This window comes from Streptomyces sp. NPDC048461 (assembly GCF_055587105.1).
On sequence record NZ_JBVJGW010000011.1, the window covers coordinates 155,928 to 177,301 of the forward strand.

The 21,374-nt window shown below is 73.9% G+C and carries 17 protein-coding genes and 1 tRNA gene; 7 read left to right on the forward strand and 11 right to left on the reverse strand.

Features of this window, described 5'->3' with window-relative positions; all coding sequences use genetic code 11:
• Position 1: 1 nt before the first annotated feature.
• From pth to ACZ6S8_RS20690, 5 genes are all read right to left on the reverse strand, one after another.
• Positions 2-592: an aminoacyl-tRNA hydrolase gene (gene pth, locus ACZ6S8_RS20670; RefSeq protein WP_469457712.1), complete on the reverse strand. Its 591-nt coding sequence runs from the start codon at positions 590-592 to the stop codon at positions 2-4.
• A 91-nt stretch (positions 593-683) separates the two neighbouring features.
• Positions 684-1,265: a 50S ribosomal protein L25/general stress protein Ctc gene (locus tag ACZ6S8_RS20675; protein WP_469457715.1), complete on the reverse strand. Its 582-nt coding sequence runs from the start codon at positions 1,263-1,265 to the stop codon at positions 684-686.
• A gap of 191 nt (positions 1,266-1,456) precedes the next feature.
• Positions 1,457-2,434 carry a ribose-phosphate diphosphokinase gene (locus ACZ6S8_RS20680; protein WP_150519288.1) on the reverse strand — a complete coding sequence of 326 codons (978 nt, stop codon included), beginning with the start codon at positions 2,432-2,434 and terminating at the stop codon, positions 1,457-1,459.
• Positions 2,435-2,569: 135 nt separating this feature from the next.
• Positions 2,570-4,015: a bifunctional UDP-N-acetylglucosamine diphosphorylase/glucosamine-1-phosphate N-acetyltransferase GlmU gene (glmU, locus tag ACZ6S8_RS20685; protein WP_469457717.1), complete on the reverse strand. Its 1,446-nt coding sequence runs from the start codon at positions 4,013-4,015 to the stop codon at positions 2,570-2,572.
• A gap of 109 nt (positions 4,016-4,124) precedes the next feature.
• Positions 4,125-4,196: transfer RNA gene (locus ACZ6S8_RS20690), tRNA-Gln, on the reverse strand.
• Between the two features lie 151 nt (positions 4,197-4,347).
• On the opposite strand from ACZ6S8_RS20690, the gene ACZ6S8_RS20695 reads away from it, so the two are divergent.
• Positions 4,348-5,613 (forward strand): sensor histidine kinase, encoded by a 1,266-nt coding sequence (locus ACZ6S8_RS20695; protein ID WP_469457719.1) that lies wholly within the window; start codon positions 4,348-4,350, stop codon positions 5,611-5,613.
• Between the two features lie 187 nt (positions 5,614-5,800).
• Here the strand turns inward: ACZ6S8_RS20695 and ACZ6S8_RS20700 are convergent, their stop codons facing one another.
• Entirely contained in the window at positions 5,801-6,310 is a 510-nt protein-coding gene (locus tag ACZ6S8_RS20700; RefSeq protein ID WP_469457721.1) for an SUKH-3 domain-containing protein, read from the reverse strand.
• A 2-nt stretch (positions 6,311-6,312) separates the two neighbouring features.
• A complete protein-coding gene (locus ACZ6S8_RS20705; protein ID WP_469457898.1) occupies positions 6,313-6,777 on the reverse strand; it encodes a YwqJ-related putative deaminase in 465 nt (154 codons plus the stop codon).
• A gap of 437 nt (positions 6,778-7,214) precedes the next feature.
• Between ACZ6S8_RS20705 and ACZ6S8_RS20710 the strand changes: the two genes are divergently transcribed.
• From ACZ6S8_RS20710 to ACZ6S8_RS20720, 3 genes are all read left to right on the forward strand, one after another.
• Positions 7,215-8,210: an SMI1/KNR4 family protein gene (locus ACZ6S8_RS20710; protein ID WP_469457723.1), complete on the forward strand. Its 996-nt coding sequence runs from the start codon at positions 7,215-7,217 to the stop codon at positions 8,208-8,210.
• A gap of 7 nt (positions 8,211-8,217) precedes the next feature.
• A complete protein-coding gene (locus ACZ6S8_RS20715) occupies positions 8,218-10,791 on the forward strand; it encodes an SUKH-4 family immunity protein (protein ID WP_469457725.1) in 2,574 nt (857 codons plus the stop codon).
• A gap of 134 nt (positions 10,792-10,925) precedes the next feature.
• A complete protein-coding gene (locus ACZ6S8_RS20720) occupies positions 10,926-11,798 on the forward strand; it encodes a cellulose-binding protein (protein ID WP_469457727.1) in 873 nt (290 codons plus the stop codon).
• A gap of 65 nt (positions 11,799-11,863) precedes the next feature.
• Here the strand turns inward: ACZ6S8_RS20720 and ACZ6S8_RS20725 are convergent, their stop codons facing one another.
• Positions 11,864-12,754 (reverse strand): alpha/beta fold hydrolase, encoded by an 891-nt coding sequence (locus ACZ6S8_RS20725; protein ID WP_469457728.1) that lies wholly within the window; start codon positions 12,752-12,754, stop codon positions 11,864-11,866.
• 82 nt (positions 12,755-12,836) lie between these two features.
• Between ACZ6S8_RS20725 and ACZ6S8_RS20730 the strand changes: the two genes are divergently transcribed.
• Positions 12,837-13,385: a CGNR zinc finger domain-containing protein gene (locus ACZ6S8_RS20730; protein WP_469457730.1), complete on the forward strand. Its 549-nt coding sequence runs from the start codon at positions 12,837-12,839 to the stop codon at positions 13,383-13,385.
• 39 nt (positions 13,386-13,424) lie between these two features.
• Here ACZ6S8_RS20730 and ACZ6S8_RS20735 read toward each other — a convergent pair whose 3' ends face one another.
• Both ACZ6S8_RS20735 and ACZ6S8_RS20740 read right to left on the reverse strand, forming a co-directional pair.
• On the reverse strand, positions 13,425-14,279 hold the full coding sequence (locus tag ACZ6S8_RS20735) for a hypothetical protein (protein WP_469457732.1): 855 nt from the start codon (positions 14,277-14,279) through the stop codon (positions 13,425-13,427).
• 86 nt (positions 14,280-14,365) lie between these two features.
• Positions 14,366-15,922 carry an MFS transporter gene (locus tag ACZ6S8_RS20740; RefSeq protein ID WP_469457734.1) on the reverse strand — a complete coding sequence of 519 codons (1,557 nt, stop codon included), beginning with the start codon at positions 15,920-15,922 and terminating at the stop codon, positions 14,366-14,368.
• A gap of 341 nt (positions 15,923-16,263) precedes the next feature.
• On the opposite strand from ACZ6S8_RS20740, the gene ACZ6S8_RS20745 reads away from it, so the two are divergent.
• Positions 16,264-17,040 (forward strand): ABC transporter ATP-binding protein, encoded by a 777-nt coding sequence (locus ACZ6S8_RS20745; RefSeq protein WP_469457736.1) that lies wholly within the window; start codon positions 16,264-16,266, stop codon positions 17,038-17,040.
• Positions 17,037-19,622, forward strand: coding sequence for an ABC transporter permease (locus ACZ6S8_RS20750; RefSeq protein ID WP_469457738.1), 2,586 nt, complete (start codon positions 17,037-17,039; stop codon positions 19,620-19,622). The genes ACZ6S8_RS20745 and ACZ6S8_RS20750 overlap by 4 nt, the downstream gene beginning before the upstream one ends.
• A 148-nt stretch (positions 19,623-19,770) precedes the next feature.
• On the opposite strand, the gene ACZ6S8_RS20755 is transcribed toward ACZ6S8_RS20750, so the two are convergent.
• Complete coding sequence (locus ACZ6S8_RS20755) at positions 19,771-21,177, reverse strand: DUF2079 domain-containing protein (protein ID WP_469457740.1); 1,407 nt, start codon at positions 21,175-21,177, stop codon at positions 19,771-19,773.
• Positions 21,178-21,374: the final 197 nt, after the last annotated feature.

The window sequence follows — 21,374 nt, forward strand, 5'->3', positions numbered from 1 at the left end:
CCTACGAGTTGTACGTGGACTGCGCGCGCTCCAGGCCCTCGGAGACCAGGCTCTCCACGGAGTCGGCCGCCCGGTCCACGAACCAGTCGAGCTCCTTGCGCTCCGTCGAGGAGAAGTCCTTCAGCACGAAGTCGGCGACCTGCATCCGGCCCGGGGGCCGGCCGATGCCGCAGCGGACCCGGTGGTAGTCGGGACCCATCGACTTCGTCATCGACTTCAGGCCGTTGTGCCCGTTGTCCCCGCCGCCCAGCTTCAGCCGCAGCGTCGGGTAGTCGATGTCCAGCTCGTCGTGGACCGCGACGATCCGCTCCAGCGGCACCTTGTAGAAGTCGCGCAGGGCCGTCACCGGGCCGCCGGACAGGTTCATGTACGTCATCGGCTTGGCCAGCACGACCCGGCGGCCCGCCGGCCCGGGCGGTCCGATACGGCCCTCGACCACCTGGGCCCGGGCCTTGTGCGCCTTGAACTTCCCCCGGATCCGCTCCGCCAGCAGGTCGGCCACCATGAACCCGATGTTGTGGCGGTTGCCCGCGTACTCCGGTCCGGGGTTGCCGAGGCCGACGATCAGCCAGGGCGCCGCGTCGTCCGACATCAAAAGCTCCTTAAGCGGGAACGACCGCCGTCCCGCTCCAGTGGAGCCGGACGGCGGTCGGTCAGCAACTGCTGAGGGGTGAGGGGGAGGCTCAGGCCTCGGTGCCCTCGGCCTCGGCGGCCGGCTCCTCGGCCTGCGGTGCGACGACCTGGAGGACGGCGATGTCGCCGTCGACGGCCAGGGTGGTGCCCGAGGGGAGGACCAGGTCCTTGGCGTGGATGGTCGCGCCGGCCTCGAGGCCCGCGATGGAGACGGTGACCTCGGTCGGGATGTGCGTGGCCTCGGCCTCGACGGAGATGGTGTTCTGGAGGGTCTCCAGCATGTTGCCGCCGACGGCCAGCTCGCCCTCGGTGACGATCGCGACGTCGACGGTGACCTTCTCGCCCTTCTTGACGATCAGGAAGTCGACGTGGGAGATCGAGCGCTTCAGGGGGTGACGCTGCACGGCCTTCGGGATGACCAGCTCGGTGCCGGCGCCCGCGATGTCCAGGGAGAGCAGGACGTTCGGGGTGCGCAGCGCGAGCAGCAGGCCGTGGCCCTCGACGTCGACGTGCTGGGGGGCGGTGCCGTGACCGTAGATGACGCCGGGAACCTTGCCCGCGATGCGGGCCTGGCGGGCGGAGCCCTTGCCGAACGACGTGCGGGCCTCGGCGGAAAGCTTGACCTCGGACATGCTCACTCCTCGTGGGGTGACGGAAGAACGGACTGGTCACCCGGCCGGAACGGCCTGCTACGAAGAGCGCGTCGATAACGGAGCATCCGTACCGGAAAACAGGTACGGCCTCCCTCGCCGAGCAACTCATGGAGTGTACCCGGCGGGGGAGGCCGTACCAAAAAGGATCTACCGCGTCCGCTGGCGAACGGTTACTGCTGCTCTTCGAACAGGCTGGTGACCGAGCCGTCCTCGAAGACCTCGCGCACCGCGCGCGCGACCATCGGGGCGATCGAGAGCACCGTGATCTTGTCGAGCTCCAGGTCGGACGGGTCCGGCAGGGTGTTCGTGAACACGAACTCGCTGACCTTGGAGTTCTTCAGGCGGTCGGCGGCCGGGCCCGACAGGATGCCGTGCGTGGCCGTCACGATGACGTCCTCCGCGCCGTGCGCGAACAGCGCGTCGGCCGCGGCGCAGATGGTGCCACCGGTGTCGATCATGTCGTCGACCAGGACGCAGACGCGGCCCTTGACCTCGCCGACGACCTCGTGGACGGTCACCTGGTTGGCGACGTCCTTGTCGCGGCGCTTGTGCACGATGGCCAGCGGCGCGTCCAGGCGGTCGCACCAGCGGTCGGCCACGCGCACGCGGCCGGCGTCCGGGGAGACGATCGTCAGCTTGGTGCGGTCCACCTTGGCGCCGACGTAGTCCGCGAGGACCGACAGGGCCGAGAGGTGGTCCACCGGGCCGTCGAAGAAGCCCTGGATCTGGTCCGTGTGCAGGTCGACCGTGAGGATGCGGTCCGCACCCGCGGTCTTCAGCAGGTCGGCGACCAGGCGGGCCGAGATCGGCTCGCGGCCCTTGTGCTTCTTGTCCTGGCGGGCGTAGCCGTAGGACGGGACGATCACGGTGATGGAACGTGCCGACGCGCGCTTCAGCGCGTCGATCATGATCAGCTGCTCCATGATCCACTTGTTGATCGGAGCCGTGTGGCTCTGGATCAGGAAGCAGTCCGCGCCGCGAGCCGACTCCTGGAAGCGGACGTAGATCTCGCCGTTCGCGAAGTCGAAAGCCTTGGTCGGCACGAGGCCGACTCCCAGCTGGTGTGCGACCTCCTCGGCCAGCTCGGGGTGGGCGCGGCCGGAGAAGAGCATCAGCTTCTTCTCGCCGGTCGTCTTGATCCCGGTCACAGCACTGTCTCCTCAGACGTGTGGGAAAGCTGCTCGCCCCCGTGTGCGTCCGTCCCGCACACGGTGAGCCAGCCGAATTGCGTGCACCTATCACGGTACGCCGTCAGGGGCGCACCTGTTTCCGGTCAGTTCACCTCAGTGGTGGCCGGGGTCCTCCGGGGCCGCCGACTGCGCCGCGGTCGCGGCGGCGCTGCCCGGGCGCTTGCGGGCCACCCAGCCCTCGATATTCCGCTGCTGGCCGCGGGCCACGGCCAGCGCACCGGGCGGAACGTCCTTGGTGATCACGGAGCCGGCCGCGGTGTAGGCGCCGTCCCCGATGGTGACGGGTGCCACAAACATGTTGTCCGAGCCCGTCTTGCAGTGTGAGCCGATGGTCGTGTGGTGCTTGTGTTCGCCGTCGTAGTTCACGAACACGCTGGCCGCGCCGATGTTGGTGTACTCGCCGATCGTCGCGTCGCCCACGTACGACAGGTGCGGCACCTTGGTGCCCTCGCCGATCGTGGCGTTCTTCATCTCGACGTACGTCCCGGCCTTGGCCTTCGCGCCGAGGTTCGTGCCCGGCCGCAGGTACGCGAACGGTCCCACGGTCGCGGACTCGCCGACGACCGCGCTGTCGGCCACCGTGTTGTCCACGCGGGCGCCCGCGTGGACGGTCGTGTCCCGCAGGCGGGTGTTGGGGCCCACCTCGGCCCGCTCCGCGACGTGGGTGGCGCCGAGGAGCTGGGTGCCGGGGTGGATCAGCGCGTCCTGCCCGAAGGTGACGGTCACGTCCACGAACGTACTGGCCGGGTCCACGACCGTCACGCCCGCGAGCATGGCCTGCTCCAGCAGGCGCGCGTTCAGCAGCGCGCGGGCCTCCGCGAGCTGCACGCGGTTGTTGATGCCGAGGATCTGACGGTGGTCGCCGCCGACCGAGGCGCCGACGCGGTGGCCGGCCTCGCGCAGGATGCCGAGGACGTCGGTGAGGTACTCCTCGCCCTGGCTGTTGTCGGTGCGGACCTTCCCGAGGGCGTCCGCGAGGAGGGTGCCGTCGAAGGCGAAGACCCCGGAGTTGATCTCGCGGACGGCGCGCTGGGCGTCGGTGGCGTCCTTGTGCTCGACGATGCCGGTCACGGCGCCGTCGGCGCCCCGGATGATCCGCCCGTAGCCGGTGGAGTCGGGCACCTCGGCGGTGAGCACGGTGACGGCGTTGCCGTCGGCCTCGTGCGTGCGCGCGAGTTCGCGGAGCGTCTCCCCGGTCAGCAGCGGGGTGTCGCCGCAGACGACGATCACGGTGCCGGTGACGTTCCCGCCGAGCTCCTCCAGGGCCATCCGGACCGCGTGGCCCGTGCCGTTCTGCTCGTACTGGACGGCGGTGCGGACCCCGGCGTCGACGGTGGAGAGGTGCGCGGTGACCTGCTCGCGGGCGTGTCCGACGACCACGACGAGGTGGGCGGGGTCCAGCTCGCGGGAGGCGGCGACGACGTGACCGACGAGCGAGCGCCCGCAGATCTCGTGCAGGACCTTGGGGGTGGCCGACTTCATGCGGGTGCCTTCCCCCGCTGCGAGTACGACGACGGCTGCCGGGCGGTTGGCGCTCACGGGTGGGCCCTTCGGCTTCGGGGGTGGACCCGTGAAGGATAGCGGGGGGCCCGTGCCCCCCAACGAAGGCGGGTCCCGACCGTGGAGGTCAGGACCCGTACGTGCGGAGCTCCCCCGCCAGGACTCGAACCCGGACATAAGGCACCAAAAGCCTCAGTGCTGCCAATTACACCACAGGGGATTATCTGCGACTAAACCAGACATTGCGGTCTCATGGTCGAGTCGACGGCACCTACTATGCCGCACCGGGTGCCCTCGACGCGACGGTCTTCGGCGGCGCTTCGCCGATGCGCCCCGGCGGTGCGAGGGGGGCGCTGGCTAGGGTGGAGCGCATGACCGGTACGGGGGAAGTGAAAGGCCGGGCCGGGCCGCCTTTGTGGTGGGTGCGGCGCCGGGATCTCTGGGTGGACCTGACGCTCGGCGGGCTGTCCGTCGTCGAGTGCGGCTGGGAGGGCGTGCTCTTCGCGCGCGAGGCGGGGCTGCCGACCGCGGTCGGGGTGCTGTTCGGCATCGTGGTGGGGGCCGTGATCGTGCTGCGGCGGCGCCGGCCGATCGCCGTGGTGCTGGTCGGGATCGCCGTCGCTCCGGCCTCGATGGGGTTCCTGCTCGGGGTGGTGGGGCTGTACACGCTGGCCTCCTCCGAGGTGCCCCGGCGGATCATCGCGACGCTGGCCTCCATGTCGCTCGCCGCGACCTTCGCGGTGATGTACATGCGCACCCGCGGGGACGTGGAGGCCGATCCGACGCTGGTGGTGGTGCTGTCCGGTTTCGTGGCGGTGGCGCTGACCGTGCCGCCCGTCCTGTTCGGGCTGTACATCGGCGCCCGGCGGCGGCTCATGGAGAGCCTCCAGGAACGCGCGGACTCCCTGGAACGGGAACTGTCGCTGCTGGCCGACCGGGCGGAGGAGCGGGCCGAGTGGGCCCGGACCGAGGAGCGGACCCGGATCGCGCGGGAGATGCACGACGTCGTCGCGCACCGGGTCAGCCTGATGGTGGTGCACGCCGCGGCCCTGGAGGCGGTGGCGCTGAAGGACCCGGCGCGGGCCGCGAAGAACGCCGCCCTGGTGGGGGACATGGGGCGCCAGGCGCTGACCGAGCTGCGGGAGATGCTCGGGGTGCTGCGGGCCGCCGAGAAGCCGAAGCCGGTCCCGGCGCCCGTGGCGGCCGTCGCGGCCCTGACCGCGACGGCGGCCGGGGGTTTCGAGGACGGGCCCACGCTCGGTGAGCTGGAGGCGCTGGTCGGGCAGTCCCGGACGGCCGGGATGACCGTCGAGATGGTGGTGCACGGCGAGGGGCCGGCGTACGCGGCGGAGGTGGAGCAGACGGCGTACCGGGTGGTGCAGGAGGCGCTGACCAACTGCCACAAGCACGCCCCGGGCGCGCGCGTCGTGGTGCGGCTCGCGCACCGCGACGGGGAGGTCGCGATGCAGGTGGAGAACGGACCCTGCGACGGCACCTCCGCCGAACACGGGCTGCCGAGCGGGGGCAACGGGCTCGTCGGGATGCGGGAGCGGGTGCTCGGGCTGGGCGGGGTCTTCGTGTCGGGGCCGACGGACGAGGGCGGCTTCAAGGTGTCGGCGGTCCTGCCGGTCCGCTAGGCGCTGTCCTCGGCGGGCGGGCGGGCGGGCAGGCAGGCGCGCGGGCGCGGTGGCGCGGTGGCGCCGGCCCTCCGGGCGCGGGGCCGGGCCGGGTTTGCCGGGGCGGTTCTGCCGGGCCGGCTCGCGGCGGGCGCGCGGTGCGGCCGGCGCCGGGCGCGGGGCCGGTCCCGCCCCGGCGCCCCGCCGGTCAGCCGGTGGTGAGGCGGGTGGGCTGGAGGCCCGTCAGGAGGAGCGTCAGGGCCTCGTCCACGCTCGCCCCGAGGTACCAGTCGCCGGTGTGGTCGATGCCGTACACCCGGCCCTCGGCGTCGAGCGCGAGGTGGGAACCGCCGTCGGACTCGACGCCGAGCGGGCAGAGCGTGGTGGACAGGGCCCGGCCGAGGTCGGCGAACGTACGGGCCAGGTGCAGTCCGGTCAGCGGGTCGATCCGGACGGGGACCGGCGCTATCTGCCGCCCCGGCCCCGGGGCGGTGACCGTGAGGCCGCCGAATTCCGCCCAGGCCTCGACGGCGGCCGGGAACACCGTGTGCCGGTGTCCGGCGGGGGTGGTGTGGTCCCGGAGGGCGTCGGCCCAGTACTCGGCCTGCTTGATGTCCCAGCGGCCGGGTTCCCAGCCGGCGATGCGCAGGGCGGAGTTCACGGCGACCGGGAAACGGGTGGCCGAGGAGCGGTCGTAGGACGCGGAGGTGCTGGTCATGGCTACTCGGCTGGGGTGAGGTCGACGGAGCGTACGCCGAAGTGGGCGAGGAGGGCCTCGCAGGAGCGGCAGGGGGGTGCGTAGCTGCCGTGGAGGGGGTCGCCGTCCTCGCGGATGCGGCGGGCGGTGATCTTCGCGTGCTTGAGGGAGCGGCGGGCCTCGCTCGCGGCCAGGGGCTTGCGGGAGGCGCGCTTGGAGCGGGCGCCCTCGACGGCCGTCAGGTGGCGGGAGAGGAGGAGCGCCTCCGGACATCGGCCGGTGAACCGTTCGCGCTGGCCGCTGGTGAGGGTGTCGAGGAAGTCCTGGACGAGGGGGTGCAGTGCGGGCGGCTGGTCGGCCTTGCCCGCGGTGCCGGTGAGGGTCTCGCCGCGTACGGAGAGGGCGGCGGCGACCGTGGGCAGGATCCCGTCGCGGCGGAACCGCAGGACGGGCGGGGTCGGCCGGCCGTCGGCGCTGCCCCAGCGCAGGCGGGGATCGCCGACGGGACCGCCCGCCTCGGCGGCGCCCGCGGGCGCTCCCCGGCCTTCCGGTGCCGCTCCCCGCTCTTCCGTGGGCCTCGTCCCTTCCTCTGCCGGTGTGCCTTCGGGTGCTTGCGCCGCCGCTCGGTCTCCCGGTGTTCCCGGGCCTCCCGCGGCGGTCTCGGCCGGATCCGGCCGTGTTGCCGTGTGGTGCATGGTCGCGCTTTCCCTCCCGTGGCGGCGGTGGTGGCCGCTGTCGCGCACGCCCCCGTGCCGCGGGGACAGCCTGTCAAATGTCTCCTGTCCTGCGGAAGCGGGGTCGAATTTTCGTATCAATTCGGATGTTCCCGGCCGGAGCCCGGAGGCGTGGCCTACGCGCGGGTGAGCCCCTTGCCCCAGCGCATAGGCTGTGGCGAACCAGCCAGATCCAGCAGGGGGCTACCGCCATGACGACAGGTCGGCTCGGGCAGCAGGCCGCGCCACCCAACGCCGCTTACTCGGGGCAGGTCGTGCATTTCCCGGACCCCGTCCGGGCCGCTCGGCATCCCCACGGTGTGCGGATGGACGGCAACGGCCATCCGGACTTCTCCGCCTACGCGCGGGCCGCGGTCGAGATCGCCGACCCGCCCGAGGGCTTCGGCGTGGACGAGCTGCGGCTGACGGACTGCGTGTCCGCGAACGCCGCGATGCGCGCCGCCGGGCACGAGCTGTGGGACACGGTCGGGCCGGTGGCGACCCCGCACGGCTGGACCTGGCACCACGTGTCGGGTTCGCGGCGCATGGAGCTGGTCCCGGTCGAGGTGAAGGCGCTGCTGCGGCACCACGCGGGGCTGGCGACGGCCCCGGTGGACCACGACAAGCGCGGGACGCGGTCCCTCCAGGAAGTGCGCCCGGTGCACCTGGGGCTGCCGAAGGCCGTGGTGTCGGTGTCCGAGGAGCAGGTGCAGGGCGTCGAGGAGGACCTCGGCTACCGGCTGCCGGAGGCGTACCGCTCGTTCCTGAAGGCCGCGGGCGGCTGCGCGCCAGTCGGCGCGGGCCTGGACGTGGACCTCGGTCTGCTGGTGGACCAGCCGTTCTTCACGGTGCGCGAGGAGGCCGCGGTCAACGACCTCGTGTACGTCAACAAGTGCCTGCGGGACCACCTGACGAAGGACTACCTGTGCGTGGCCTTCGTCCAGGGCGGCCTGCTCGCGCTGAAGGTGCGGGGCGAGGGCACCGGTTCGGTGTGGTTCTCCCCGTACGACGACGCCCGCGACCGGGACGGCTGGTCGGTGCAGGAGCGCGTGGAGCGGTTGTTGCTGCCGTGCGGCGCTGATTTCGATGCCTTCCTGGAGCGGCTCGCGGGCAATCCGCCGGAGCTGGAGACGGTGGCCGGTCTGATGGTGGACGGCGGATTCGCACGCTCGGTTCCCGTGGTGCGTGCCGGTTCGGATGAGGGGTGACGGCGCGGTGGTGACGTTTGCGCAGGCGCAGGAGCGCGCCGAGGAGTGGATCAACGGCGACGTGCCCGGCTACCAGCACCGTGAGGTGCGGGTCCGGGAGTTCGGCCTCGGGTTCGTGGTGTGGGCGGAGGACCGGGCGGCCGGCCCGGTGTCCGGGGGCGGCCGGCAGCGGCTGGTCATCGCCCGGGACAGCGGGGAGGTGACGCTGTGGCCGGGACTGCCGGTGGGTGAGGTGATCCGCCGGTACGAGGAGGAGTACGGGGCGACGGCCGTGGCCGCCGCTTCGGAGGCGTCCGTTCCGCCGCCTCGGATCGACTCGGAGCAGACCTCGTTCATGCTGAGTCCGCCGGAGTGGCTCCAGGAGGCGGCGGACCGGGCGGGGATCCCGCGCGGACCGGCGTCGTCGGCGTCTTCTTCTTCCGCGTCCTCATCTTCTTCCGCTTCCCCGTCGTCCTCGTCGGCCCCGCAGCCTTCGTCGCTCTCGTCGTCCTCGTCCTCGTCGCCGGATCCGGCCGCGGGCCCGGTCTCCGCGCCGGTCTCCTCCTCTTCCTCGTCCGCTTCTTCCCCTTCGCCCTCCTCGCCGGATGCGGTGGCCCCGGAGACCGCCGAGCCCGCCGGCGGTGCGCCGGCGTCCGTGGACGCGGTGCCGCTGCGGCGCGGGGGCGAGATTCCGTACGAGCCGACCGCCAACGACGGTGTCCCGTCGGCCGTGCCGACCGGGGCGACGCCCTGGGCCGGTACCGACGTGACCCCCGACGCGGACGACGCCTCCGTGCCGCTGCCCGCGACCGTGTTCGCACCCCCGCTGTCCGGGTCGGACCTGGAGGACGGGCCCTCCTCGGGAGTGGCCCCGGAGGCGCAGACCACGCTCATGGCCGGGGGAAGCGCGCTCCCGCGCACCGCGGTCGTGCCGGCGCTCGGTTCGGACGCGGGCGACATCGCCGACGCGCCGACCAGCAAGGCCCAGATCTCCCGGCCGGGTTCGCGCGGCCCCGGCCAGACGCCCGTGCCGCCGGGTCCGCCCGGTGCTCCCGGCGCGCCCGGTGCCTCCCTGGGCGGGCAGCCGCCCGCCCGCCCCGGCGCCGGGGCGGACCATGCCGCCACGATGCTGGCCGGTCCCGGAGTTCCGGGTACGGGTCAGCCGCCGGCTCCTCCGGGTCCGCCCGGGGCTCCCGGCGGGGGTGCGCACCATGCCGCGACGATGCTGGCCGGTCCCGGTGTGCCGCAGCCGCCCGGTCCGCCGGGTCCGCCCGGCGGCACCCCGGCCGGCGGCTTCGACCACGCCGCCACCATGCTGGCCGGGCCCGGCGTACCGCAGCCCCCGGGCCCGCCCGGTGCGCCCGGTGCGCCCGGTGCGGGTCAGCCGCCGGCTCCTCCGGGTCCGCCCGGGGCTCCCGGCGGGGGTGCGCACCACGCCGCGACGATGCTGGCCGGTCCCGGTGTGCCGCAGCCGCCCGGTCCGCCGGGTCCGCCCGGCGGCACCCCGGCCGGCGGGATCGACCACGCCGCGACCATGCTGGCCGGCCCCGCCGTGGGCCGTGCGCCCGCGCCCCCCGGCCCGCCGCCGGGCGGGCCCGCGGCGCCGCCCCCGGCGCCCACCGGCGCGCCCACGGTGGGCCCCGGCTACCAGGCCGTGCTCCGCTACCGCGCGCCCGACGGCTCCGAGCAGCAGCTGATCCGCCGCTCGGCGCCCGGCACGCCGCACCCGGAGTGGCAGATCCTGTACGAGCTCCGCGCGATGAACGTGCCGCCGCAGCAGGTGCTGGAGCTGCACACCGAGCTGGCGTCCTGCGAACTGCCCGGCGGTTACTGCGCCCGGATGATCCGGGAGACCTGGCCGCAGGTGCGGATCACCAGCGTGGCTCCGTACGGGACGGACCACGCGGGCCGCCAGCAGGGCATGCGGCACCTGCTCACCCACCAGGGGGAGCTGCACCAGGTGGCCGACGGCCCGGCGCGCCCCGCGCCGGTGCGGGCCCCCCTGCCGCAGGTCCCGCTCCAGCCGGCCGTCCCGCTGGACGCGATCGCGCAGGAACTGGCGGGTGCCTTCGGTCCGCAGGGCGTGTTCCGCTTCGAGCAGCGGGCCGTGTCCCGGCAGGGCGTGCCGGAGATCGTGGCGCAGACCCTGATGTGGGCGGGCGTGCCCGTCGACTTCGGGCCGTTCTTCTGGGGCCAGGCGGTACCGGGCCAGCCCGTGCCGACGCTGGCCGAACTGGCCGCGCAGCGGCAGGTGCAGCCGGCGTCGGACGCGGGCTCGTACCTCGTCGTCGGCAGCGACTTCGGCAAGGCGCTCTGCGTGCAGTACGGGACCGCCAGCATCGTCGCGGTGCCGGTGGAGGGCGGTCCGGGCGGCGCCCCGGTCCCGCCGCAGTTCGTGAACTCCAGCCTGCCGCAGTTCGTACGCTCCCTGGCGATGCTGGGTCACATGTGGCGGCTGCGCCAGCATCTGACGCCGGAGCAGGCGGGCCGCTGGACCGTCGATTTCCAGGCGAATCTGGCGGGCCTCGACAGCGCCGCGCTGGCGTCTGCCGAGAACTGGTGGTCGGTGCTGCTGGAGCAGATGTGGGACGGACTGCTGTGATCGCAGGCTGATCCGAAGATCGGTTGTATGGCCGGGGTGAGACCTTCGCACAGGGTCTCGGCCCGGCCATTCCGGCTTCTGCTCGCAAATGACGCATCCTTGACAGCAATCCCCGCGAGAGAGGCGCTTCCAGGATGAGTGCACCGATTGCGACCGTGCGCGGTCGCGGCTACCGCCCGGAAGAGGTCGACCGGTATCTCGCCCGGCTCTCCGGCAGCCGTGACGAGGCCCGGGAGCGGGTGGCACGGCTGACCGTCCTGGCCGAGCGGCTGGAGGGGGAGTCGGCGCGGCTCCGCGACGAGGTGGCCGCACTGGCCCCGCAGACGTACGACGAGCTGAGCGAGCGGGCCCGGCGGATCCTGCTGCTCGCACAGGAGGAGTCGCAGGCGCTGGGGGCGGACGCCCGGGCGGACGCCGCGCAGATCCGTGACGCGGCCGGCGCGCACGCCGAGCGGGTCGCGGAACTGGCCCGCCACGACGCGGAGGCGGTGCGCGAGCAGACCGAGGTACGGGCCCGTCAGGGACTCCTGCGCGCGCAGCGGGAGGCGGACGACGCGCGCGCGGGGGCGCGGGACGACGCGGAGGCGTGGCGCGCGGAGGGCCTAGCCGCGCTGGACGGGATGCGACGCCGGTCGGAAACGCTGCTGGCGGAGCGCGAGCAGGAGCACACGGACCGGTGGGACGCGGCCGAGCGGGAGCTGGCGGCGCGGGACGCGGAGCTGGCCGGCCGCCAGGCGGAGCTGGAACGGCACGCGGAGGCGCGGCTGGCCGAGGCGCGGCGCGCGCTGGCCGAGGCGGAGGAGTCGGCGCGGCACGGGCAGGAGGACGCGGAGGCGGCCGCCGCCGAGGTGATCGCGGAGGCCAGGGTCCAGGAGGAGCGGGTGGGCCGGGAGACGGAGCGGATCCTGCGGGAGCACGCGGAGTCGCAGGACGAGATGCGGGCCCACATGAACCACGTCCGCTCCAGCCTGGCGGCCCTGACGGGCCGGGCCCCGGCGGAGGGCTGAGCCGCTTCCGCGCGCCGCCCGGCGGAGGCCCGGCAGGCGATCGGCCGGAACGTCGGGCCCGTCGCTCAGGGGAGTTTCGCGAGGAAGGCGGCGATCAGCGGGGCGATCTCCGGAAGGTGGGTCTCCAGGGCGAAGTGGCCCGCGCCGTCGAAGACGTGGACTTCCGCGTCCGGCACGTCCCGGCGGTACGCCTCGGCGCCCGCCGGGGTGAAGAAGGGGTCTCCCGCGCCCCAGACGACCAGCACCGGCACGCCCGCGGAGCGCAGCCAGGCCTGCCAGACGGGGTACTGGGCGAAGTTCGAGGCGTAGTCGAAGGCCAGGTCGGCCTGGGCGTCGGCGCGGCCCGGCAGGCCGAGGTAGTGGACGTCGAGGGCCGGGCCGTCGGGGGAGAGGAGGCCGGGGTCGGCGACGCCGGTCTCGTACTGGAAGCGGGTGCCCTCCGCGGTGAACAGGCCGCGGACGCGCTCCTCGTCGCCCGGGACCTCGCGGCGCAGGCCGGCGAAGCCGCGGGCCGCGTCCGAGAGGCCCTCCTCGTAGGCGTTGCCGTTCTGCACGATCAGGCCCGTCACCCGCTCCGGCCGCCGGGCGGCGACCCGGAGGCCGACGGGCGCGCCGAAGTCGAAGACGTACAGGGCGAACCGGTCCAGGCCGAGGGCGTCGGCGAAGCCCTCCACGACGTCGGCGAGCCGGTCGAAGGAGTACGTGAAACCGGCCGGGGCCTCGGTGCGGCCGGAGCCGGGGTAGTCGGGTGCGATCAGCCGGTGGGGGGTGTCGCCGAGGGCGTCCATCAGGCGGGCGAACTGGTGGGAGGAGGTGGGGAACCCGTGCAGGAGCAGCAGGACCGGGCCGTCGGCGGGGCCGCTCTCGCGGTAGGCGACGCGGACGCCGTCCACCTCGACGGTGCGGTGCCGGACGGACGGAACGGCGGTGCGGAGTGCGGTGCGAAGTGCGGTCATCACATGGCTCCTCGGGTCTTGTTCCCATTAGTCTCGCCCGCTTCCTGCTAATGGGTCAAGGGGGAGGGGTAGCATTAGTCGGGTGACAGTGACCTTCCCGCTCACCGGTGAGCCCCTCGCGCTGGACCTCCTCAACACCCGCACCGCGCAGGACGACCTCGTCGCGGGGCCCTCCGCTCTCGCCGCCTGGCTGGCGGCGCAGGCCGGGCGGCTGACCCCGGTCGCCGCCGTGGGCCCGGCCGAGGTGGCCGCCGTGGCGGGCGTGCGGGAGGCCGCCCGCCCGGCGCTGGAGGCCGTGCGCCACGGCGGGCGTCCGCCGGCCGGAGCCCTGCGCGCGCTGAACGCCGCCCTGGCGGCCGCCCCGGTCCGCCGCGAGCTGCTCTGGGACGCGGAGGCGGGCCCGGCGGCGGTGTCGCGCCGGGACGCCGCGCCGGCCCTGCGGCTCGCCGCCGAGCTGGCCGAGGCGGTCGCCGAACTGCTGACCGACCCCCGGGTGGCGGCGGTGCGGGCGTGCGAGGCCCCGGACTGCGTGCTGCTGTTCCTGCCCGCGCATCCGCGCCGGCGCTGGTGCGTGGCGGCGGCGTGCGGCAACCGGGCCCGGGTGGCCCGCTATTACGCCCGCCACAAGTAGCCGCCGCGCGGGGCCGCGGCCGCCCGCGGAGGGGCACCCCTAGGGAGCCGGGGCGGCCTGCGCCGGAGTCCCCTCGTAGCAGTACGGGTCGCTGCGCAGGCCGCGGGCCGTGACGACCACCGTGAACGGCGCCGCCGCGGCGCCCGGGAGCGGAGCCGTCAGGGCGCCCGTCAGCGGGTCCGCCGCCGCCGGGAGCACGGTGTCGTCCACCGTGACCCGGGTCGCCTGGCCCGCCGGGCCGGGGGCGAAGCCGCCGCCCTCGACGGTGAGCAGCCCGTCGTGGACGCGCACGTCGGTGATCACCGGAGTGGCCCGGGTGGCCAGCTTGTTCACCAGGTACGCCCCCGCGGGTGCGCCGGTCAGCGCCCAGATCTCGTGGGGCAGGCGCGGCAGTCCGCCGCCGACGTCGGAGAGGAAGAAGAGCACCACGTAGAGCATGGTGACGGCGCTGAGCGCGACGTACTGCAGGTCGACGAGGTCGGTGCGACCGCTGTCGTTCGCGATGAGCTCCCGCAGCGGGCGCCGTCCCGACGCGATCGGCTTGGGGGCCGGCTTGGCCATGGTGCCGTTCTCCACGCGCAGGCCCACGACCGTCTTCGCGGCGATCATCGCCACGTACGGGCCGCCGAGCAGCGGCAGGTACACCGACGTCAGGGTGGACAGCGGGCCGTGCTCGCCCTGGAACCAGCCGATGCCGCCGCCCGCCGTGAGCCCGTACGCGAGGAGGGCGAGGAGCAGCCAGAGCAGGATCACCGTCCAGGCCAGGGCCAGCACGGTGGAGGTGGAGAGCCGGCCGTCGCGGCCGGTGACGAAGCCCGGACTGCGGCGCAGCCGCAGGGCGAGCGGCCCGGCGAGCGCGACGAGCAGCGCAAGGGCGAAGAGTGCGGAAGCCATGTGATCCCCCCGGAAAACGGTCCTGGGCACGAGGGTCACCCATCGGATCGGTTCATGACAACCCGCACCGCCGTGCGCCGGCCCCTTCAGTCCTCCGGGAGGACGGGGAACCTCCGCGGGGCCGCCAGCAGCAGGATCAGCAGCGCGACGAGGGCGGCCACGGCCGCCCCGAGGAAGATGTGGTCGACGGCGGCGGCCACGGCCGCGCGCAGCTCGCCGGCGGCGGCCGGGGGGAGCAGCTCCGGCCGCTCCAGCGCCTTCGCCACGTCGTCCAGGCCGTCCGGCAGCCCGGGGGCGGAGGCGTCCGCCAGCCGGGACGCGAGGGTGGCGTTGGCGACGGCCGCGAGCAGGGCCGCCCCGACGCTCTGGCCGACCTGCCGGCAGAACAGCACCGAGGCGGTGGTGGTGCCCCGCTCCGCCCAGCCCACGGTGGCCTGCACCCCGATCATCAGCGGCAGTTGGAAGAGCCCGAGGGCCGCCCCCAGCACCAGCATGACCAGCGCGGGCTGCCAGGGGCGGGCGGGGTGCGGGAGCAGGGTGAAGGAGTACAGGATCACGGCGGCCAGGGAGATCCCCACGGCGGCGGTGTTCCGGAACCCGATGCGCCGGTACACGTGCTGGCTCAGGGCGGCGGACAGCGGCCAGCTCAGGGTCATCACGGACATCACGAACCCGGCGGCGATCGGGCCGAGCCCCAGCACGGACTGGGCGTACGTCGGCATGAACACCATCGGGGCGACCATCAGCAGCCCGAACACCGCCATCGCCAGGTTCACGGCGGCGATCGTGCGCCGCCGCCACACCCAGCCGGGCAGGATCGGCTCCGCCGCCCGGCGCTCCACCCACACCACCACCGCGGCCAGCACCGCGCTCCCGGCCAGCAGGCCCAGCGAGGGCGCGGACAGCCAGGGCCAGGCCACCCCGCCCTGGACCAGCGCGAAGAGCAGCACCCCGCCGCAGGCGAACACGGCGAGCGCCCCGGCCCAGTCGACCGGGCCCCGGCGCCCGGGGGACCGTACGGGCTCCACCAGGTGGCGGGCGACCATCCACAGGGCGAGCGCGGCCAGCGGCAGGTTGAGCAGGAAGATCCAGCGCCAGTGGGCGTACGCGGCGAGCAGCCCGCCGACCGCCGGCCCGGCCACGGAGGAGGCGGCCCACACGGTGGACATGCGGGCCTGGATCCGCGGCCGGTCCTTCAGCGGGTAGAGGTCGGCGGCCAGGGTCTGGACGGTGCCCTGGAGGGCTCCGCCGCCCAGCCCCTGGACGATCCGGAAGGCGATCAGGGCGCCCATGTTCCAGGCGAGCCCGCACAGCAGCGAGCCGGCGAGGAAGAGGCCGATCCCGAAGAGCAGCACCGGCTTGCGGCCGAAGGTGTCCGCCAGCTTCCCGTACACCGGCAGGGTGACGGTGACCGCCAGCAGGTAGCCGGAGAACAGCCAGGAGAAGACGGAGAAGCCGCCGAGGTCGCCGACGATCTGCGGGACGGCGGTCGCGACGATGGTGCTGTCCAGGGCGACCAGGGACATGCACAGCATCAGCGAGGCGACCACCGCCGACGGCGGCCGGCCCGCGGCCGTCCCCGCCGACGCCCCGCCCGCGGCCGTCCCCGCCGCGGCGGCGGCCGCGCGCTCCCCTGACCCCACCGGATTCCTTCCCCCTGCACACAGTTGCGGGGAACACCTTCTCACCGGCGGCGTACCGGGCGGTATCCCCCAGACTCCCTCCGCCGCAGGGCGGAGAACCCCTAGGGGGCGCTCCGCAGAAGGGGCCAGGGGTCTTTCGTCCCGGCGGATGAGGTCCGGGTCCCCGCAGCGTCCTTAACTGGTTCACATGGGCCGGGAGCCCCGGGGGGTGGGGTTAACCCCCGGGCGGATACGGCAACGGGCACCAGCGCGCCGCACCCCCGGCCCCACCAGACTTCACGACGGCGACGCAGTATGCGGACGACGCACATCTACCGAGGAGAAACACCGTGACAACGGCTATGACCGAGACCAGGCACGGGGGCACTGGAGGGCATGAAGCCGTCGCGGCCCGGGCGCGGAAGGTCGTCAAGGCCTACGGCTCCGGCGAGACGCGCGTCGTCGCCCTCGACGAGGTGGACGTCGACATCCGCCGCGGCCAGTTCACCGCGATCATGGGCCCCTCGGGGTCCGGCAAGTCCACGCTGATGCACTGCCTCGCCGGACTCGACACGGTGACCAGCGGTCAGATCCACCTCGACGACACCGAGATCACCGGCCTCAAGGACAAGAAGCTCACGCAGCTGCGGCGCGACCGGATCGGCTTCATCTTCCAGGCCTTCAACCTGCTGCCCACGCTGAACGCCCTGGAGAACATCACCCTCCCCATGGACATCGCGGGACGCCGTCCCGACGCGGAGTGGCTGAACCGGGTCGTGGAGACCGTGGGGCTCGCCGGGCGGCTGAAGCACCGGCCCACCGAGCTCTCCGGCGGCCAGCAGCAGCGCGTGGCCGTCGCCCGCGCCCTCGCCGCCCGGCCGCAGATCATCTTCGGCGACGAGCCGACCGGAAACCTGGACTCCCGGGCCGGCGCCGAGGTCCTCGGCTTCCTGCGCCGCTCGGTCGACGAGCTCGGCCAGACCATCGTCATGGTCACGCACGACCCGGTCGCCGCCTCCTACGCGGACCGCGTCGTCTTCCTCGCCGACGGCCGCATCGTCGACGAGATGTACGGGCCCACCGCCGAGCAGGTCCTCGACCGCATGAAGGACTTCGACGCGCGCGGGCGGACCTCATGAGCGGCATGGTCCTGAAGACCTCGCGGCGCAACTTCGTCGCGCACAAGGGGCGGATGGCGCTCTCCGCCGTCGCGGTCCTGCTGTCCGTCGCCTTCGTCTGCGGCACGCTGGTGTTCACCGACACGATGAACACCACCTTCGACAAGCTCTTCGCCGTCACCAACTCCGACGTGACCGTCAGCCCGAAGTCGGCCGTCGACGGGGAGGAGACCCCCGACCGCGGCAAGCCCGAGGTGCTGGACGGCGCGGTCGTCGGGAAGGTCGCCGCGGCCGAGGGCGTCGAGAGCGCCGAGGGCGGCGTCCTGTCGATGTCCGTCACGGTGGTCAACTCCAAGAACGAGAACATGGGCTCGACCACCGGCGCCCCGACCATCGCGGGCAACTGGAACGACAACGAGCTCAAGTCCATGAAGATCACCGCCGGTCACGCGCCGCGCGGCCCCACCGAGGTGATGGTCGACGCCGACACCGCGAAGAAGCACGGCCTGGGGATCGGCGACGAGCTGCGCACCATCGCCGTCACCGGTGACGTCCGCGCCACCATCACCGGCCTCGCCGCCTTCACCGTCACCAACCCCGGTGCGGCCGTCGTCTACTTCGACACCGCCACCGCGCAGCAGCAGCTGCTCGGCGCCGCCGGCGCCTTCACCCACGTCAACGTCACCGCGAAGGACGGGGTGAGCGACGAGCAGCTCAAGGCGAACGTCGCCGCCGCCGTCGGCGCGGACACCTACAAGCTGCAGACCTCCCAGGAGGCCGCGGACGCCAACCGCAAGGACGTCGGCGCCTTCCTCGACGTCATGAAGTACGTGATGCTCGGCTTCGCCGGGATCGCCTTCCTCGTCGGCATCTTCCTCATCTTCAACACCTTCTCGATGCTGGTCGCCCAGCGGACCCGCGAGATCGGGCTGATGCGCGCCATCGGCGCCGACAGCGGACAGGTCCTCAAGTCCGTCGTGGTCGAGGCCTTCCTCCTCGGCGTCGTGGGCTCCGTCCTGGGCGTCGGCGCGGGCGTGGGCCTGGCCGTCGGACTCATGAAGCTCATGGGCCAGATGGGCATGCACCTGTCCACCGACGACCTGACCGTCGCCTGGACCACCCCGGCCATCGGCGTCTTCCTCGGCGTCGTCGTCACCGTCGTCGCCGCCTTCGTCCCGGCCCGCCGGGCCGGCAAGGTCTCCCCGATGGCCGCCCTGCGCGAGTCCGGCACCCCCGGCGACCGCAAGGCCGGCATCGTCCGGGCCGTCCTCGGCCTGACCCTCACCGGCATCGGCGGCGCCGCGCTGTACCTCACCACCGCCGCCGACGAGGCCGGACCCGGATCGATGTGGCTCGGCCTGGGCGTCGTCCTCACCCTCGTCGGCTTCATCGTCATCGGACCGCTCCTCGCCGCCGGCGTGGTGCGGGTGCTCTCCGGCGCCGTCCTGCGGCCCTTCGGCTCCGTGGGCCGCCTCGCCGAGCGCAACGCCCTGCGCAACCCGCGCCGCACCGGCGCCACCGCCGCCGCGCTGATGATCGGCCTGGCCCTGGTCGCCTGCCTGTCGGTGGTCGGCTCCTCGATGGTGGCCTCCGCCACCGACGAACTCGACAAGTCGGTCGGCGCGGACTACGTCGTCAACTCCATGACCGGGCAGCCCGTCATGCCCCAGGCCGAAGCGGCGCTGCGCGCCGCCCCGGGCCTGGACCACGTCACCGCCTACCGCGAGGTCGAGGCCGCGGTCACCGCCCCGGACGGCACCACCGAGACGGACGGGCTCGGCGCCACCGACCCGGCGTACGCCCGGGACATCCGGCGCACGATGGTCGCCGGCGAGCACGCGGCGGCGTACGGCAAGGACTCCATGTCGGTCGGCTCGGAGTACGCCACCGCGCACGGGATCCGGCTCGGCGACGCGCTGACGGTCGCCTTCACCGGCGGGAGCACCGTCACGCTCAAGGTCGCCGCGATCACCAGCGACGAGGGCAACCTCGACAAGGGCATGAAGTACATCAGCACCGCCGTCGCCGAGGCCAACGTCCCGGCCGACCGGATGCCGCGCCCCTTCATGCTGCTCGCCAGCGCCAAGGACGGGCAGTCCGACGCGGCCGCCTACAAGGAGGTCAAGGCGGCGCTCGCGCAGTACCCGCAGTACGAGGTGCTCAACCAGGCCGACTACAAGCAGGCCCTGAAGGACCAGGTCGGCCAGCTGCTGAACATGGTCTACGGGCTGCTCGGCCTCGCCATCGTCGTCGCCGTCCTCGGCGTCGTGAACACCCTCGCCCTGTCGGTCGTCGAGCGGACCCGCGAGATCGGCCTGATGCGCGCCATCGGCCTCTCCCGCCGCCAGCTGCGCCGCATGATCCGCCTGGAGTCCGTCGTCATCGCCCTCTTCGGCGCCCTGCTGGGCCTCGGACTGGGCATGGGCTGGGGGGCCAGTGCGCAGCAGCTGCTCGCGCTGGAGGGCCTGAACGTGCTGGAGATCCCCTGGCCGACGATCCTCGGCGTGTTCGCCGCCTCGGCCCTCGTGGGCCTGTTCGCCGCGCTGGTGCCGGCCTTCCGGGCCGGGCGGATGAACGTACTGAACGCGATCGCGAGCGAGTAACACCGCCGCGCGGTCGTACGGGGGAGACAACGGGGGACGGCCCCGGACCCGCCCGCGAGGGCCGGTCCGGGGCCGCGCCGCGTCCGGGCCGGCTCACCGTCCGGGCCCCGCCCGCCCGTCCCGGACGGTGCGCCGGGCGGCCGCGCCGTCAGCCGCGGCGCATCAGGACGACGCCCTCCGCCTCGCCCACGACGGTGAACCGCTCGCCGGGGTGCAGCTGGGCGGCGTAGACGGTCGGGTCCTCGCCGGCCCACTTGGAGGCGTTGTCGATGGTGATCCAGTCCGGGACCACGCCCCGGGTGCCGCCGATCCAGAACACGCGGCAGCGGGAGGTCAGCCGGGTCAGCGGCGTGGTGTCCGCCTCGACGCTCGCCCCGTCGGGGATCCGCTCCAGGAGCCGCTCGATCGCGCCGACGCGGGCCGGCCGCTCGTACGTACGGCCCTCCATCAGCTTGGCGGTGGGCATGCTGGTCGCGGCCAGGGCCAGGCCGGCGGCGAGCACGGCGGTCGGCAGCTGGAGCGCGTACGCCCGCAGCCACGGGCGCTCGCCGCGCCGGACGGTGTCGACGGCGTCGACGAGGGCCAGGGTCACCACGGGCATCAGCACGGCGCTGTAGTGCCAGTCGGTGGACCAGTAGTGGTCGTCCCCGGACAGGAAGCGCCAGCCGAGGGTGGGGGCGGCGACCAGCAGCAGCGGCGAGCGCAGCGCGAGCAGTCCGGCGGTGGGGATCAGGACCCAGCCCAGGGTGGCGAGCTTCGTGCCGAGACCCGCCAGCGGACCGGCGCCGTCGATCTTGTCCCAGTAGCCGTAGCCCGCGGTGGCGAAGGCCGGGACGATGACGGTGAACACCAGGACCGCGAAGACCACGGCCCCCGCGGCGACGCCGAGCGCCAGGCGCACGGCCCGCCGGTCGGTGGGCCGTGCCCGCCAGGCCACCACCACGGCCAGGGCGGCCAGCGTGAACCCGAGGTCCTCCTTCACCAGGACCAGCGGCAGCCCCCACAGCAGGGCGGCCCGCCAGCGCCGCGCCAGGACCGCCTCCAGGGCGAAGGCGATCATCGGCACGGCGAAGGCGATCTCGTGGAAGTCGAACTCGACGGCCCGCTGGACGCCCCAGGACAGCCCGTACGCCACCCCGAGCGCGACCCCGCGCGGCCGGCCCAGCAGCCGCCCCGCGGCCCGGGTGACCGGTACGGCGGAGAGCGCGAACAGCGCGGCCTGCACGACGAGCAGGGTCACGGGCCCGGGGAAGACCCGGTAGACGGGGGCGACGAGCGCGATGACCGGGCTGAAGTGGTCCCCGAGGATGTTGGCCCCGGGCCCCTTCAGGTCGGCGACGGGCTCCTGGAGGTGGGCGTAGGCGCGGATGGCCTGCTCGAAGATCCCCAGGTCCCAGGAGGCCCAGTCCATCCGGCGGAACCGCCCGACGGACAGGATCAGGTAGACGGGGAACAGCCCGGCGGCGACCGCGTACGGACCGGCCCACCCGGCCCTGACCTGCCCCACCGCGGCCGGGGCCGCGGGTGCAGGTCGGGTTATCGCGTCGCTCGTCACGGTCTCGTGCTCCTCGGCCGGGCGGCGTGAACTCTGCGGACGGTGGCGCGGCGAGCTCAGACGGTCAATGCGGTCGTTACGGGGACATCGTAGAGCGGCGGCCCGCCGGCCCGGATCCCCCGTGCACCCCCGCACGGGGGCGTCCGCGCGCCACTCCCGCGGCGTCCTGAATCCCCCGCGCACGGGGACGGCACGCG

Excerpts from the sequence above, each read along its gene's own strand:
- ACZ6S8_RS20745 (WP_469457736.1), top strand. The coding sequence starts at position 16,264 with ATGACCGAGACCAGGCACGGGGGCACTGGAGGGCATGAAGCCGTCGCG.
- ACZ6S8_RS20725 (WP_469457728.1), bottom strand. The coding sequence starts at position 12,754 with ATGACCGCACTTCGCACCGCACTCCGCACCGCCGTTCCGTCCGTCCGG.
- ACZ6S8_RS20695 (WP_469457719.1), top strand. The coding sequence starts at position 4,348 with ATGACCGGTACGGGGGAAGTGAAAGGCCGGGCCGGGCCGCCTTTGTGG.
- ACZ6S8_RS20675 (WP_469457715.1), bottom strand. The coding sequence starts at position 1,265 with ATGTCCGAGGTCAAGCTTTCCGCCGAGGCCCGCACGTCGTTCGGCAAG.
- pth (WP_469457712.1), bottom strand. The coding sequence starts at position 592 with ATGTCGGACGACGCGGCGCCCTGGCTGATCGTCGGCCTCGGCAACCCC.
- ACZ6S8_RS20700 (WP_469457721.1), bottom strand. The coding sequence starts at position 6,310 with ATGACCAGCACCTCCGCGTCCTACGACCGCTCCTCGGCCACCCGTTTC.
- ACZ6S8_RS20735 (WP_469457732.1), bottom strand. The coding sequence starts at position 14,279 with ATGGCTTCCGCACTCTTCGCCCTTGCGCTGCTCGTCGCGCTCGCCGGG.
- ACZ6S8_RS20750 (WP_469457738.1), top strand. The coding sequence starts at position 17,037 with ATGAGCGGCATGGTCCTGAAGACCTCGCGGCGCAACTTCGTCGCGCAC.
- ACZ6S8_RS20720 (WP_469457727.1), top strand. The coding sequence starts at position 10,926 with ATGAGTGCACCGATTGCGACCGTGCGCGGTCGCGGCTACCGCCCGGAA.
- ACZ6S8_RS20710 (WP_469457723.1), top strand. The coding sequence starts at position 7,215 with ATGACGACAGGTCGGCTCGGGCAGCAGGCCGCGCCACCCAACGCCGCT.